This window comes from Shewanella sp. MR-4, from assembly GCF_000014685.1.
Taxonomy (GTDB): Bacteria; Pseudomonadota; Gammaproteobacteria; order Enterobacterales; family Shewanellaceae; genus Shewanella.
Genome location: NC_008321.1, coordinates 4,432,869 through 4,447,805 on the forward strand (window position 1 = coordinate 4,432,869; position 14,937 = coordinate 4,447,805).

The 14,937-nt window shown below is 49.5% G+C and carries 8 protein-coding genes and 3 rRNA genes; 6 read left to right on the forward strand and 5 right to left on the reverse strand.

The annotated features are described in order from the left end of the window. Positions 1-92: 92 nt before the first annotated feature. The 5 genes from rrf to SHEWMR4_RS19400 all read right to left on the reverse strand — a co-directional run bounded on the left by rrf (position 93) and on the right by SHEWMR4_RS19400 (position 7,738). Positions 93-208 (reverse strand): 5S ribosomal RNA (gene rrf, locus SHEWMR4_RS19380). Positions 209-429: 221 nt separating this feature from the next. Beyond that, positions 430-3,322: ribosomal RNA gene (locus tag SHEWMR4_RS19385) — 23S ribosomal RNA — on the reverse strand. A gap of 310 nt (positions 3,323-3,632) precedes the next feature. Beyond that, positions 3,633-5,175 (reverse strand): 16S ribosomal RNA (locus tag SHEWMR4_RS19390). The 16S, 23S and 5S rRNA genes sit together here, the layout of an rRNA operon. A gap of 704 nt (positions 5,176-5,879) precedes the next feature. Beyond that, entirely contained in the window at positions 5,880-6,785 is a 906-nt protein-coding gene (locus SHEWMR4_RS19395) for a helix-turn-helix transcriptional regulator (RefSeq protein WP_011624435.1), read from the reverse strand. 56 nt (positions 6,786-6,841) lie between these two features. Continuing rightward, entirely contained in the window at positions 6,842-7,738 is an 897-nt protein-coding gene (locus tag SHEWMR4_RS19400; RefSeq protein WP_011624436.1) for a formate dehydrogenase accessory sulfurtransferase FdhD, read from the reverse strand. Between the two features lie 296 nt (positions 7,739-8,034). On the opposite strand from SHEWMR4_RS19400, the gene SHEWMR4_RS19405 reads away from it, so the two are divergent. The 6 genes from SHEWMR4_RS19405 (at position 8,035) to SHEWMR4_RS19430 (ending at position 14,925) form a co-directional block, all read left to right on the forward strand. Then, positions 8,035-8,499, forward strand: coding sequence for a DUF3305 domain-containing protein (locus SHEWMR4_RS19405; protein ID WP_011624437.1), 465 nt, complete (start codon positions 8,035-8,037; stop codon positions 8,497-8,499). Beyond that, complete coding sequence (locus SHEWMR4_RS19410; protein WP_011624438.1) at positions 8,499-9,155, forward strand: DUF3306 domain-containing protein; 657 nt, start codon at positions 8,499-8,501, stop codon at positions 9,153-9,155. The genes SHEWMR4_RS19405 and SHEWMR4_RS19410 overlap by 1 nt, the downstream gene beginning before the upstream one ends. Positions 9,156-9,341: 186 nt before the next feature. Beyond that, entirely contained in the window at positions 9,342-11,003 is a 1,662-nt protein-coding gene (locus SHEWMR4_RS19415; protein WP_011624439.1) for a 4Fe-4S binding protein, read from the forward strand. A 10-nt stretch (positions 11,004-11,013) separates the two neighbouring features. After that, positions 11,014-11,691, forward strand: coding sequence for a molecular chaperone (locus SHEWMR4_RS19420; RefSeq protein WP_011624440.1), 678 nt, complete (start codon positions 11,014-11,016; stop codon positions 11,689-11,691). Between the two features lie 166 nt (positions 11,692-11,857). Further along, the gene (locus tag SHEWMR4_RS19425) at positions 11,858-12,055 is read left to right on the forward strand and encodes a twin-arginine translocation signal domain-containing protein (protein ID WP_011624441.1); all 198 of its coding nucleotides are present in this window, start codon (positions 11,858-11,860) and stop codon (positions 12,053-12,055) included. Between the two features lie 17 nt (positions 12,056-12,072). Then, entirely contained in the window at positions 12,073-14,925 is a 2,853-nt protein-coding gene (locus SHEWMR4_RS19430) for a molybdopterin-dependent oxidoreductase (RefSeq protein ID WP_011624442.1), read from the forward strand. Positions 14,926-14,937 lie beyond the last annotated feature (12 nt).

Below are 14,937 nucleotides of genomic sequence, written 5' to 3' on the forward strand. Positions count from 1 at the left end.
GAATGAATGATTTCAAAATCACAATCTAAAAATGGCAAACGCTAAAAACAAAAAAGCCAGCTTATTCAGCTGGCTTCTTCGTTTAATTAGGCGCTTGGCGATGACCTACTCTCACATGGGGAGACCCCACACTACCATCGGCGCGATTGCGTTTCACTTCTGAGTTCGGGATGGGATCAGGTGGGACCACAATGCTATTGTCACCAAGCAAATTCTTACTGGTTAATTCTACGTCTGACGGCATTGTTTCCTCACTCCAGTGCTCATGTACTACCGTACACTCCGCCCTTCGCTCGTCACGGCTTTGTCTGCCGTACCATTACCTGCGTAATTAACCTTTATTTGTTAATTTAGAAAGCTGTATTGAGTTGCACTTCTTAAGTGTTTGTATTCGTCTAAGTACTACTTAGCAAAACCCATCTGGGTTGTATGGTTAAGCCTCTCGAGTCATTAGTATCAGTTAGCTCAACGCCTCACAACGCTTACACACCTGACCTATCAACGTCCTAGTCTCGAACGGCTCTTTAGTGGACTTAAAGTCCAAGGGATGACTCATCTTGGGGCTCGCTTCCCGCTTAGATGCTTTCAGCGGTTATCGATTCCGAACATAGCTACCGGGCAATGCCATTGGCATGACAACCCGAACACCAGCGGTTCGTTCACTCCGGTCCTCTCGTACTAGGAGCAACTCCCCTCAATCATCCAACGCCCACGGCAGATAGGGACCGAACTGTCTCACGACGTTCTGAACCCAGCTCGCGTACCACTTTAAATGGCGAACAGCCATACCCTTGGGACCGACTTCAGCCCCAGGATGTGATGAGCCGACATCGAGGTGCCAAACACCGCCGTCGATATGAACTCTTGGGCGGTATCAGCCTGTTATCCCCGGAGTACCTTTTATCCGTTGAGCGATGGCCCTTCCATTCAGAACCACCGGATCACTATGACCTACTTTCGTACCTGCTCGACGTGTCTGTCTCGCAGTTAAGCTGGCTTATGCCATTGCACTAACCGTACGATGTCCGACCGTACTTAGCCAACCTTCGTGCTCCTCCGTTACTCTTTGGGAGGAGACCGCCCCAGTCAAACTACCCACCAGGCACTGTCCTTAACCCCGATTAGGGGCCCAAGTTAGAACATCAACACTACAAGGGTGGTATTTCAAGGACGACTCCATCAGAACTAGCGTTCCAACTTCAAAGTCTCCCACCTATCCTACACATGTAGGGTCAATGTTCAGTGCCAAGCTATAGTAAAGGTTCACGGGGTCTTTCCGTCTAGCCGCGGGTATACGGCATCTTCACCGCAATTTCAACTTCACTGAGTCTCGGCTGGAGACAGCGTGGCCATCATTACGCCATTCGTGCAGGTCGGAACTTACCCGACAAGGAATTTCGCTACCTTAGGACCGTTATAGTTACGGCCGCCGTTTACCGGGGCTTCGATCATGAGCTTCTCTTGCGATAACCCAATCAATTAACCTTCCGGCACCGGGCAGGCGTCACACCGTATACGTCATCTTGCGATTTTGCACAGTGCTGTGTTTTTGATAAACAGTTGCAGCCACCTGGTATCTGCGACTGCCGTCAGCTTAGGGAGCAAGTCCCATCACCAACAGCAGCGTACCTTCTCCCGAAGTTACGGTACCATTTTGCCTAGTTCCTTCAGCCGAGTTCTCTCAAGCGCCTTGGTATTCTCTACCCGACCACCTGTGTCGGTTTGGGGTACGATTCCCGCTAACCTGAAGCTTAGAAGATTTTCCTGGAAGCATGGCATCAACTACTTCATCCCCTTGGGGACTCGTCATCAGCTCTCAGTGTATAGTGACCCGGATTTGCCTAAGTCACCCACCTACCACCTTAAACGCGGACTACCAACGCCGCGCTAGCCTAGCCTTCTCCGTCTCTCCATCGCAGTTAGCGGAAGTACAGAAATATTAATCTGTTTCCCATCGACTACGCCTTTCGGCCTCGCCTTAGGGGTCGACTCACCCTGCCCCGATTAACGTTGGACAGGAACCCTTGGTCTTTCGGCGAGGGGGTTTTTCACCCCCTTTATCGTTACTCATGTCAGCATTCGCACTTCTGATACCTCCAGCGTGGGTTACCCCTTCACCTTCAACGGCTTACAGAACGCTCCTCTACCGCGCAACCCTAATGGATTGCACCCGTAGCTTCGGTGGTATGTTTAGCCCCGTTACATCTTCCGCGCAGGCCGACTCGACTAGTGAGCTATTACGCTTTCTTTAAATGATGGCTGCTTCTAAGCCAACATCCTAGCTGTCTAAGCCTTCCCACATCGTTTCCCACTTAACATACACTTTGGGACCTTAGCTGACGGTCTGGGTTGTTTCCCTTTTGACGACGGACGTTAGCACCCGCCGTCTGTCTCCCGGATAGCACTCTTTGGTATTCGGAGTTTGCAAAGGGTTGGTAAGTCGGGATGACCCCCTAGCCTTAACAGTGCTCTACCCCCAAAGGTGTTCGTCCGAGGCGCTACCTAAATAGCTTTCGAGGAGAACCAGATATCTCCCGGTTTGATTGGCCTTTCACCCCCAGCCACAAGTCATCCGCTAATTTTTCAACATTAGTCGGTTCGGTCCTCCAGTTGATGTTACTCAACCTTCAACCTGCCCATGGCTAGATCACCGGGTTTCGGGTCTACGCCTTGCAACTAAACGCGCAGTTAACACTCGGTTTCCCTACGGCTCCGCTATTCGCTTAACCTCGCTACAAAACGTAAGTCGCTGACCCATTATACAAAAGGTACGCAGTCACGGTCTCAAGTACCGCTCCCACTGCTTGTACGTATACGGTTTCAGGTTCTATTTCACTCCCCTCACAGGGGTTCTTTTCGCCTTTCCCTCACGGTACTGGTTCACTATCGGTCAGTCAGGAGTATTTAGCCTTGGAGGATGGTCCCCCCATATTCAAACAGGATATCACGTGTCCCGCCTTACTCGTTTTCATCAAAGGTTAGTTTTCGTGTACGGGGCTATCACCCTGTGCCGCTGGACTTTCCAGACCATTCCACTAACACCCCTCTGACTTAAGGGCTAATCCCCGTTCGCTCGCCGCTACTAGGGGAATCTCGGTTGATTTCTTTTCCTAAGGGTACTTAGATGTTTCAGTTCCCCTCGTTTGCCTCACTACACTATGTATTCATGCAGTGATAACAGCTTATGCTGCTGGGTTCCCCCATTCGGACATCGTTAGCTCAAATGCTTGTTACTAGCTCGCCAACGCTTTTCGCAAGTTACTACGTCCTTCATCGCCTCTGACTGCCAAGGCATCCACCGTATACGCTTAGTCGCTTAACCATACAACCCAAATGAGTTTCACATCACTTGCGTCGTTGCGACCAGCTGGTTTTACTTGTCTCATCTTCGACCAAGAAGATGGACTCGCCTTAGACTTGAATATTCAAGACACTTAAAAAGTGTTTTAAGAACTCAATTTTTTCGTATTAACACAACGACAGACATCATTGCATTAATTACTATCAGCTTTCCAAATTGTTAAAGAACAATGCTTACCGGCACGCGGCGCATTTCGCTCTCCCTCCTCTTTCGAGAAGTTCAACAAGCCATCTGTGTGAACACTCAACAAACATCGAGTTAGTCGTATAGGTAAGGAGGTGATCCAGCCCCAGGTTCCCCTAGGGCTACCTTGTTACGACTTCACCCCAGTCATGAACCACAAAGTGGTGAGCGCCCTCCCGAAGGTTAAGCTACCCACTTCTTTTGCAGCCCACTCCCATGGTGTGACGGGCGGTGTGTACAAGGCCCGGGAACGTATTCACCGTGGCATTCTGATCCACGATTACTAGCGATTCCGACTTCATGGAGTCGAGTTGCAGACTCCAATCCGGACTACGACGAGCTTTGTGAGATTAGCTCCACCTCGCGGCTTTGCAACCCTCTGTACTCGCCATTGTAGCACGTGTGTAGCCCTACTCGTAAGGGCCATGATGACTTGACGTCGTCCCCACCTTCCTCCGGTTTATCACCGGCAGTCTCCCTAGAGTTCCCGCCATTACGCGCTGGCAAATAAGGATAGGGGTTGCGCTCGTTGCGGGACTTAACCCAACATTTCACAACACGAGCTGACGACAGCCATGCAGCACCTGTCTCAGAGTTCCCGAAGGCACTAAGCTATCTCTAGCGAATTCTCTGGATGTCAAGAGTAGGTAAGGTTCTTCGCGTTGCATCGAATTAAACCACATGCTCCACCGCTTGTGCGGGCCCCCGTCAATTCATTTGAGTTTTAACCTTGCGGCCGTACTCCCCAGGCGGTCTACTTAATGCGTTAGCTTGAGAGCCCAGTGTTCAAGACACCAAACTCCGAGTAGACATCGTTTACGGCGTGGACTACCAGGGTATCTAATCCTGTTTGCTCCCCACGCTTTCGTGCCTGAGCGTCAGTCTTTGTCCAGGGGGCCGCCTTCGCCACCGGTATTCCTCCAGATCTCTACGCATTTCACCGCTACACCTGGAATTCTACCCCCCTCTACAAGACTCTAGTTTGCCAGTTCGAAATGCAATTCCCAGGTTGAGCCCGGGGCTTTCACATCTCGCTTAACAAACCGCCTGCGCACGCTTTACGCCCAGTAATTCCGATTAACGCTTGGACCCTCCGTATTACCGCGGCTGCTGGCACGGAGTTAGCCGGTCCTTCTTCTGTAGGTAACGTCACAGATAAGCCGTATTAAGACTTACCCTTTCCTCCCTACTGAAAGTGCTTTACAACCCGAAGGCCTTCTTCACACACGCGGCATGGCTGCATCAGGGTTTCCCCCATTGTGCAATATTCCCCACTGCTGCCTCCCGTAGGAGTCTGGGCCGTGTCTCAGTCCCAGTGTGGCTGATCATCCTCTCAGAACAGCTAGGGATCGTCGCCTTGGTGAGCCATTACCTCACCAACTAGCTAATCCCACCTAGGTTCATCCAATCGCGAGAGGCCCGAAAGTCCCCCTCTTTCCCCCGTAGGGCGTATGCGGTATTAGCAGTCGTTTCCAACTGTTATCCCCCTCGACTGGGCAGATCCCTAGGCATTACTCACCCGTCCGCCGCTCGCCACCTCAGGAGTAAACTCCCTTGTGCTGCCGCTCGACTTGCATGTGTTAGGCCTGCCGCCAGCGTTCAATCTGAGCCATGATCAAACTCTTCAATTAAAAGTTTTGTGTTTCCGAAGAAACGGCTCAATGAATTCTGAATCGACTTAACTTAATAAGTCGTTGTACATATTGCTATGAACACTCATTCATTGATGTAAATTTTGATTACTCGCCAAACGGCAGAGTAATTTCGATTAACTCAACACCTGTGAGTGTCCACACAGATTTCTTGTTTAGATTGTTAAAGAGCATTTGACCATTCACTTCGCGCTACCGCTCAGCGGGTCAGGGCTGCGTATTCTACGCATTTCCCTTGTCGCGTCAAGGCGTTTTTGCAAACTTCTTGAGGCTTTCGAATCAACTGCACATTTTGCATTCGATTCGCACTGATACCGCGGTTGCTTTCGCTGTCTGCCGTGTCAGTGGATGCGCATTATAGGCAGCAGAACTTTTTGTGCAAGGGCTTTTTTCAAGTTTTTTGCATTATTTTTCAAATACCTTTTTACACCCAAGCTAGACACATACTACCCACTGCTTATTCCCAAAGTTATCCACAGCCGCTGCATTTATCACCACTGCATGCCATCAAAATCATTAATTAGCGTAGTTCATCACTCGATTAAAACGTACCGCTGAAGCAAAAAAGGAATAAAGATGACATTCGGCAATTAGAATTGAAGAACAAATAGAGGAAGTGGCGACCTTATACTTATATAGCGACATATAAGTATAAGGCCGTGCAACGCGGCTTACTTGTGGTGTTAGTTAGCACTCCACAATAACTGGCCGCAATCGGTAAGGTCGTATCCACCTAACAACGCCGCCATTTGACGTGTATGCCCGCTGCTTAACATAGTAAAGAGCTGTTGCAGCTGCCTACGGAAGTAAATGCTTTGCGGCATAACAAAATCGAAGGACTCTTTGACGAGCGGCACAAAGCTTAAGCCACTTTCCAAGGCAACGGATTGGCAACCAAAACCAATATCGGCATCTCCACGTGCTATATATCCCGCAAGTTCACGTTCGCTATAGGCTGTTAGCACCACATTGAGTTGGTCTAAACGTGCTCCTTGCTTTAATAGCCATTGTTCTAAATGTTGTTGGCTCCCTGCGCCACCTTGGCGACTGACCCAGCGCCAGGGTAAGGTGAGTACCTTGTCCTCTTCTTGGCATCTGTGGTGCATATCGGTTCGCATGATCAAACCTTGCTGACGGGAATAGCCATGGACCATGATCCATTGCTGATGGTTCTGATACCCTTTGAGTAAGGCTGGATGGCGGATATTTCTATCCTCCATGCTGCCCCAGTGTAGAGTACAAACATCAGCATATCCCTTTGCTAATAGCTCTAACCCGAGGCGCGAGCCTGTTGCGCTGTAGCTGATCAGCTCACGACTACCAACCTGCGCCATTAAGCGTGCGACCAACATAGAAAGCAGAGGATCATCGCTGCCAGTGATCAAGAGTCGATCAGTTAACATGCCGCTGTGGCAAGAGTCCATCACCCAGCGATCAATTAGCACCTTAGGGAATAGCCATTTACCGGTGATTTTCGTTGCTGGCAGAATTCGGTCATTCGCCATGGCGTAGACCTTCTTCTCGTTCAGATCTAAATACTCAGCAACCTGTTTCGCGCTCATGTAAATCAATTCACTGGCGGATGTCATCTTATGTCCTTATCGTCCTGTCTCTCTGAGTTCAAGCAATACCATTTATCTCGGCATTAGTTGCCTGATGGGGTATTCACATCAAATTCGAGATTTTCACTACCGTGATAGATCAAAAAGTGGCGCCCTTTCGCTCGGGCAATAATAGTGATGCCCAGCTGTTGAGCCAGCTCCAAACCCATTTGTGTCACGCCACTACGCGACAGCAGTACGGGGATCCCCATTTTGGCGACCTTAATCACCATCTCCGAGGTGAGTCGTCCCGTAGTGTAGAAAATTTTGTTATCGCCCCGATCCTGTGCCAACCACATATCACCCGCTAAGGTATCCACGGCATTGTGGCGCCCCACATCTTCCACAAAGGCAAGGATCTGGTCGTTCTCGCAAACACCACAGCCATGAACGGCGCCGGCATTCTTATAAGTGTCATTATATTCGTTGATATTTTTAAGCAAACTGTAGAGCGTACTTTGCTTAAGGCTAGGAGTGGGTAGCTGGATATCATCTAAATCCTGCATAAAACTGCCATATACAGTTCCTTGACCACAGCCTGAGGTCACGGTTTTTTCCGATAATTTTTGCTCAATATCGGCAGTTTGTTCACGGGTTAATACGGCGGCGGAGTTCACATCCCAGTCGACAATTACAGAGTCTAACTGGCTGACATCTGAAATAAAGCCCTGATTTTTAAGATAGCCTAACGCGAGCGACTCGGGTTTTGCTCCTAAGGTCATCAAAGTCACAATCGGGCGCCAGTTCAGATAAACCGTTAAGGGCCTCTCGCAGGCAACATGCTTATCAATCACTTCACCCGATTCATCCACTGCTTTAACCGCTATAGTGAGTGGCACTTCTGCCTGAGTTTTCACAAAGGTGAAGGCTCGCTTGGGCTGCGACGGATTGTCATTGGACTGCATTTGCTGAGCAATATTAGAACTATTATCAGAAATCATAATGTTACCGCTTTACGAGTGATGGCATCAGCATAGCAATATTTATACCTAGGCATGAAACTCTGGGCAAAATGCGTGATCCGTCGCAATTATGAATATCCCGCTGGGCTTAAATGTCCCAGACGAAATGACCAACTAGACAAAATGTCCTAAATCCACCCTTATTTTGATGATCCACCTCAAACAAATACCCTATGTTTAATGGCATTAATATTGCAGTGACCTTTTATCGCAATCTGTAGGGGAAAGGGAACCGTTAGCTTAGGTTCGCCCCTCTCGGCTGAAACGGAGAGACAATGCAACATACCACTAGTGTTTGGCCTATGTACGTTTCACTCAAAAAAGTAGAGAAACAAATAGGTCGTTGGACCTCGGTACAATGGGAAATCGATCATCTACTGCCCGCCACCCACGAAGCCCCCGAAGGCGCAACCTTAGTCCTGCTCGAACTGCATAAAGATGAGCGCGCCAGTTACCGCATCAACCTCGATATGGACAATGCCATGCTGTACTTAGTCTGCGATGAAAAGGCAGATGGTACTTGGGTACCCGCGTTACTCTCGGCGGATCAGAACGTGGCAGCAGGCTGCCTTGAGGGCAACACTCCCGTTATCAATATGCTGATGCCAGAGGCTATCGCCTGCTGGATTGAAGCTTTTATCACCCAATACGGCGAAGTTGAAATCGCCGCCTATCGTCGAAAACACGTCGACCACCGTAAAAATCAAGGCCCTAGCCGCGATCCATTACGGAGGGACTAATGGCTGACTCAACCCCTAAGGCTAACGGCATCTTTAGCCGTTGGAACCAACGCCGCGAGCAAGTCGCAGCCGAAGAAGCCGCACTTGCAGCCCAAACTACGGCCGAAAATCTTGCAGAAGTAAAGCCTGAGACCACGGCGGCCTCTGCCACGCCGACTTCTGAACCTCAAGATGCTCCCCCAAAAACCGATGAGGATCCGAACCGTCTCATCACCGCAGAGGAATTGCCCAATCCCGAAGAAATTGAGATTGGCGGCAGCTTTGCTAAGTTTATGGGAGACAATGTTGACCCCGCGGCCAAAACAGCAGCGCTACGCGCATTATGGAAACAGCCCCATTTCAATGAGATAGATGGTCTTTTGGAATATGCGCTCGACTACAGTAATCAGCCAAAGCTGACGCCTGAGGTATCCGCTGAGTTAGCCCAAAAAGTATTCCGTTTTATCACCAAAGAGAATGAAGAGTCAGACGAAGAGCCGACCTCAATCCCCAGCGAAGCGGTGGTCAATACAGAAAATGCAATGGAATCAAAAAACAGTGATGTCGAAACCGAATTAGCAAACACGCAAATTGCGGACAATTTGGAAGGGGAGACTGATGACCTACCCCAAAATGCACCAGAGCCCTTAGCTCAGATGCAAAAGCCAGTTGTTTAATGTCAGTTTAGCTAATTTTTATGTCCATAACTTTGGTATGTGAATTGCTGTACTAAGGAATAAAAACTTAGATAAAAGCAGAAAAGGCAAGGACTTAGTCTCCAACCACCGCCTAAATCTGCAGCAAAACAGCTATAAAAGAGCAGCCAAAGTACTGTTCAGGAACGCAATGTGAGCACTCATTTGATGACCAATCAAACCCAGCTTGCGCTAAAACAAGCGCGGCAAAATGTGTTAGCCCAAACGCAGATTTTACAGAATCTGATCCCGCCAACAGTGAGCTACACCACTGAAGGCACAGTGCTAATTATTGGCCCAGAGGATCTGGCACGCCTCGCGGCGGACAAATTGTCCACTATGGCGAGCCGTGTGATTTTGGCTAACGAAGCGATTACCAGCCAAGATGAAGCGCACCTTGAAAAGGTGATGGCTGCGGCGACGGATGTCGAAAGCTACTATAACAAACTCATTGGCATTAAAGGATTTTTAGGTCAATTCCAGGTCAGCGTTGAGCATCAAGATGGCGCGGCGGAATTGAGTGTTGTCGCCATTCGTAAACCTCATTTCGACTTGATTCTCGATTTAAGCAGCACACCTTGCTTGAATTTAGAGATGCTGCCACCAGGTTATTTCTATGTCGGTCAAGACCAAGCCAAACTGGCTGATGCGCTGGAACAACTCCCAGAACTGGTGGGCCAATTTGATAAACCCCGTTACGTCAAAATCAATGCCGACCTGTGCGCCCATGACCGTAATGGCATCAACGGCTGTAATCGTTGCCTCAACTTCTGCCCAGCCGATGCGATAAGCAGTGTCGCCAAGAAAATCGAGGTCGATCCTTACCTGTGTCACGGTGCTGGCAGCTGCTCAAGCGCTTGCCCAACGGGTGCCATTGGTTATGACTTACCCACGCCACAGGCGCTGCATTCGTACCTGAATAAAATTATCAATCGTTACCGTGAGCAAGCCCAAACTGCGCCCGTGATCCTGTTCCATGACAATGCGGTTGGCGCGAGCTTGATAGGTGACGACTTAGCTGGGGATGTGCTCCCAGTCGCCCTCGAAGAAATCACCGTTGCCAGCATTGACCATTGGTTAGCAGCGCTAGCTTGGGGCGCTCGCCAAGTGTTAATCCTCAATACCGAGGCAACCGCTCCCACGCTCACGCAAATGTTGAAAGGTGAATTAACTTTAGCTAACAGCATTTTAGATGAAATGGGCCAACCACAGCGCCTAAGTCTTATCGATCCAAGCATGCTGGCGAATTTGGAGCCAATGCTCGACATCAGCCTCGATTGGCCAGTAATTGTGCCCGGCGCTTTTGCGTCCACCAGCAAACGTAACACTCTGTTTGATGCGATTGACCATCTGAACAGCCAGGCAGGCGAAATCGATAGCTGTTTAAGTATCAACAACGTTCCCTATGGCAACGTCAGCGTCAATGTTGAGAAATGTACTCTGTGTATGTCCTGCGTGGCGATTTGCCCCACCATGGCATTGCAAGATGGTGGTGACAAACCTGCACTACACTTTATTGAGCAAAACTGTGTGCAATGTGGCTTGTGTGAGGCGGCTTGCCCTGAAAAGGTCATCAGCCTGACGCCACAAATTAACTTTGATAAAGCTGCTCGTCAGCAATTACAAACCCTGAAAGAAGAAGCCCCGTTCGAATGTATTCGCTGCGGCTCTCCTTTTGCGACCCAATCTATGGTGCATCGGATGCTGGATATGGTCGGCGCGCACAGCGCATTCTCAGCCAATATTGAACGACTGAAAATGTGTGGCGATTGCCGGGTAAAAGACATGTTTGAAGACATTCTTCAAGATCCTGAAAAGCAACTGCGATAAGAGATCCGCTATGACCGAATCAGTAAGACAAGTATCAGAAAACGATCAGTTGAGAGCCGATATCTATCAACTGTTGGCCGCCCTGTTGCGTCGCCATCCAAGCCCTGAACTGCTGCAATTTTTGGCCAATCTTGAAATCGATGCCAATGAAGACAATGAGATGACCAAGGCTTGGTTATCCCTGCAATTAGCGGCGCAGCAGTTCAGCAGTGAACAATTAGAAGATGAGTATTTTGCCCTGTTCCTCGGTGTGGGTTGTGGCGAAATCCTGCCCTATGGCAGCTGGTTTATGACAGGCTCACTGATGGATAAGCCCTTGGCTCTGCTACGCCAAGACTTAATGCAACTCGGTTTTGAACGTGAAGAAAACGTCAAAGAACCCGAGGATCATGTGGCCGCCCTGTGCGAAGTCATGGGTACGCTTATTCTTGAAGCTCCAGGCTACCGTCAGCTGGCGTTCTATCAACGCCACATGGGCAGCTGGATTCAGCGCTTCTGCGACGCCGTCAGCAAAGCCCCGAGCGCTGCGTTTTATGCCACGGTTGCCCATCTTGCTAAGGCGTTTTTTGAGATGGAAGCCGCCGAGTTTGAACAGCTCAGTTTAGATATACCCGTTAATTGCCCTGGCAGTGCCGAGTTACAACCTGCGGCTAGCGATTTAGAAAAACAAGTGGAATTAATGAACTAAGCTTAACAGGGTTAGCGATGCACATACCTGTGCCTATCGCGCGTGAGTTTGATAGGCAAAGGTGGACTTAAGGTTCACCTTTGCCACAAAAAGGAAGCTTAGGCTTCCACAGTAACCGAGGTGGTCGTGGTATGCATCACCTCACCCAGTAACACAAGGAGACACTATGAAGAAGCAAGCTTCCGACATGGGCCGTCGTCAATTGCTCAAAGCATTGGCACTCGGCAGTGCGGCTGGCGCGGTTGCGACTGTCAGTAGCCAAGCTCTGGCTGCGACCCCAACAGTTGCCCCAAGCGAAACTAAGAGTGACAACTATCGCGAAACCGACCATATCCGTAACTACTATGCGTCGTTGAACAACTAACCAGAGGAGTGTGTGTGATGCGATTAACCCGCAAAACAGACCAAGTCGTCGAGCCAAAAGTGCCCGCCCTCGGTCTCAATCGTCGCCAATTCTTAAAATCTGCAGGTCTTGCCACTGGTGGTATCGCCGCCGCGTCTATGCTTGGCACAGGCATGATGCGTAAAGCACAGGCGCAGGAACATATCCCCCATAATGCACCGACTGAAGTCAAACGTACTATTTGCTCTCACTGCGCTGTGGGTTGTGGTATCTATGCTGAAGTGCAAAACGGTGTGTGGACAGGTCAAGAACCCGCGTTCGATCATCCATTTAACCAAGGCGGCCACTGCGCGAAAGGGGCTGCACTGCGTGAACACGGCCACGGTGAGAAACGCCTGAAATACCCAATGAAGTTAGAAGGCGGTAAGTGGAAGAAGATCTCTTGGGATCAAGCCATCAATGAAGTGGGTGATAAAATGACTGCGATTCGTCAAGAATCGGGTCCTGACTCTATCTACTTTATGGGTAGCGCTAAGTTCTCTAACGAACAAGCCTATTTATATCGTAAACTCGCGGCACTGTGGGGCACAAACAACGTCGACCACTCAGCCCGTATTTGTCACTCTACCACGGTAGCCGGTGTTGCTAACACTTGGGGCTACGGTGCGCAAACCAACTCGTTGAACGATATCCGCAACTCTAAGTGCGTCATGTTTGTGGGTTCAAACCCAAGTGAAGCGCACCCAGTCGCCATGCAACACATTTTGGTGGCAAAAGAGCGCGGCGCTAAGATTATCGTTGTTGATCCACGTTTCACCCGTACTGCAGCTAAGTCTGACGAGTACGTGCATATCCGCCCAGGTACCGATATCCCCTTCATCTATGGTCTGTTATGGCACATTTTTGAAAACGGCTGGGAAGATAAAGAGTTCATCAAGCAACGTGTTTACGGCATGGAACGTATTCGCGATGAAGTGAAAAAATATACGCCTGAAGAAGTCGAAAACGTTGCTGGCGTGCCTAAGGCGCAAATGTACCGTATCGCTAAAATGTTAGCCGAAACCAAACCTGGCACTATCGTATGGTGTATGGGCGGTACTCAGCACCACGTCGGTAACGCCAACACCCGTTCATACTGTATTTTACAGTTAGCGCTGGGCAACATGGGCGTATCAGGCGGCGGTACTAACATTTTCCGTGGTCATGATAACGTGCAAGGCGCGACTGACTTTGGTCTGTTATTCGACAACTTACCCGGTTACTACGGTTTAACTTCTGGCGCTTGGGCTCACTGGTCTAACGTTTGGGACTTAGATCCAAAATGGGTTGCAGGCCGTTTCGACCAAGGCGAGTACCTAGGTCAAACACCTCAAACCTCAACGGGTATTCCCTGCTCTCGCTGGCACGATGGTGTACTAGAAGATAAAACCAAGATCGCGCAAAAGGACAACATCCGTCTGGCGTTCTTCTGGGGTCAATCTGTCAACACCGAAACCCGTGGCCGCGAAGTACGTGAAGCACTGAACAAGTTAGATACTGTGGTTGTTGTCGACCCAATCCCAACCATGGCCGGTGTTATGCACCAGCGTAAAGATGGGGTGTATCTGCTCCCTGCGTCGACTCAATTTGAAACCTACGGCTCAGTGTCTGCCACTAACCGTTCGATTCAATGGCGCTCTAAAGTGATCGAGCCGCTGTTTGAGTCTCTGCCTGACCACGTCATTATGTACAAACTGGCGAAAAAGCTGGGTATCGAAAAAGAATTCTGTAAGCACATCCAAGTGAATGGTGAAGAGCCATTGATTGAAGACGTGACCCGCGAATTCAACAAAGGCATGTGGACCGTCGGTTACACAGGCCAGAGCCCAGAACGTCTGAAAATGCACCAAGAAAACTGGGGCACTTTCGATGTTAACAGCCTGACCGCACCGGGCGGCCCAGCTAAAGGTGAAGTCTACGGCTTACCTTGGCCATGTTGGGGTACTCCAGAGATGAAACACCCTGGTACCCAAATCCTTTACGATCAATCCAAAGAAGTGAAAGACGGTGGTGGTAACTTCCGCGCCCGTTATGGTGTTGAACACAATGGTGTGAATATTCTCGCCGACGGTTCATTCTCCAAAGGCAGTGAAATTCAAGATGGTTATCCTGAGTTTACCGCCGACATGCTCAAGCAATTGGGTTGGTGGGATGATTTAACTGAAGAAGAGAAAAAATACGCCGAAGGCAAAAATTGGAAAACAGATATTTCTGGTGGTATCCAACGTGTTGCCATCAAACACGGCTGTATTCCTTTCGGTAACGCAAAAGCGCGTTGTATCGTGTGGACTTTCCCAGACGATATCCCGCTGCACCGCGAGCCACTCTACACTCCTCGTCGTGACTTAGTCGCTAAGTACCCAACCTACGAAGACCGTATGGTTGCCCGCCTACCGACCCTGTATAAGTCAATTCAGGATAAGGACTTCACCCAAGGCTTCCCACTGACACTGACCTCTGGTCGTTTGGTGGAATACGAAGGTGGTGGTGAAGAATCTCGTTCTAACCCTTGGTTGGCCGAGCTACAACAGGAAATGTTCATCGAAATGAACCCGGCAGACGCTGCTGACCGTGGTATCCGTGACGGTGACAATGTCTTTGTTCATGGTCCTGAAGGCGCCAAGATCACAGTGAAGGCAATGGTGACACCACGGGTTGTTCCGGGTGAATGTTTTATGCCATACCACTTCGCCGGTATCTTTGAAGGTGAAAACCTCGCGAAGAATTACCCTGAAGGTACAGTACCTTATGTACAAGGTGAATCGGCTAACACCATTCTAACTTACGGCTATGACGTTGTGACTCAGATGCAAGAAACTAAGTCCAGCCTTTGCCAAGTTAGCAAAGCCTAACCTACTTGATGA

Coding starts and splice junctions, on each gene's coding strand:
- SHEWMR4_RS19395 (WP_011624435.1), bottom strand. CDS start 6,785: ATGACATCCGCCAGTGAATTGATTTACATGAGCGCGAAACAGGTTGCT.
- SHEWMR4_RS19400 (WP_011624436.1), bottom strand. CDS start 7,738: ATGATTTCTGATAATAGTTCTAATATTGCTCAGCAAATGCAGTCCAAT.
- SHEWMR4_RS19405 (WP_011624437.1), top strand. CDS start 8,035: ATGCAACATACCACTAGTGTTTGGCCTATGTACGTTTCACTCAAAAAA.
- SHEWMR4_RS19410 (WP_011624438.1), top strand. CDS start 8,499: ATGGCTGACTCAACCCCTAAGGCTAACGGCATCTTTAGCCGTTGGAAC.
- SHEWMR4_RS19415 (WP_011624439.1), top strand. CDS start 9,342: ATGACCAATCAAACCCAGCTTGCGCTAAAACAAGCGCGGCAAAATGTG.
- SHEWMR4_RS19420 (WP_011624440.1), top strand. CDS start 11,014: ATGACCGAATCAGTAAGACAAGTATCAGAAAACGATCAGTTGAGAGCC.
- SHEWMR4_RS19425 (WP_011624441.1), top strand. CDS start 11,858: ATGAAGAAGCAAGCTTCCGACATGGGCCGTCGTCAATTGCTCAAAGCA.
- SHEWMR4_RS19430 (WP_011624442.1), top strand. CDS start 12,073: ATGCGATTAACCCGCAAAACAGACCAAGTCGTCGAGCCAAAAGTGCCC.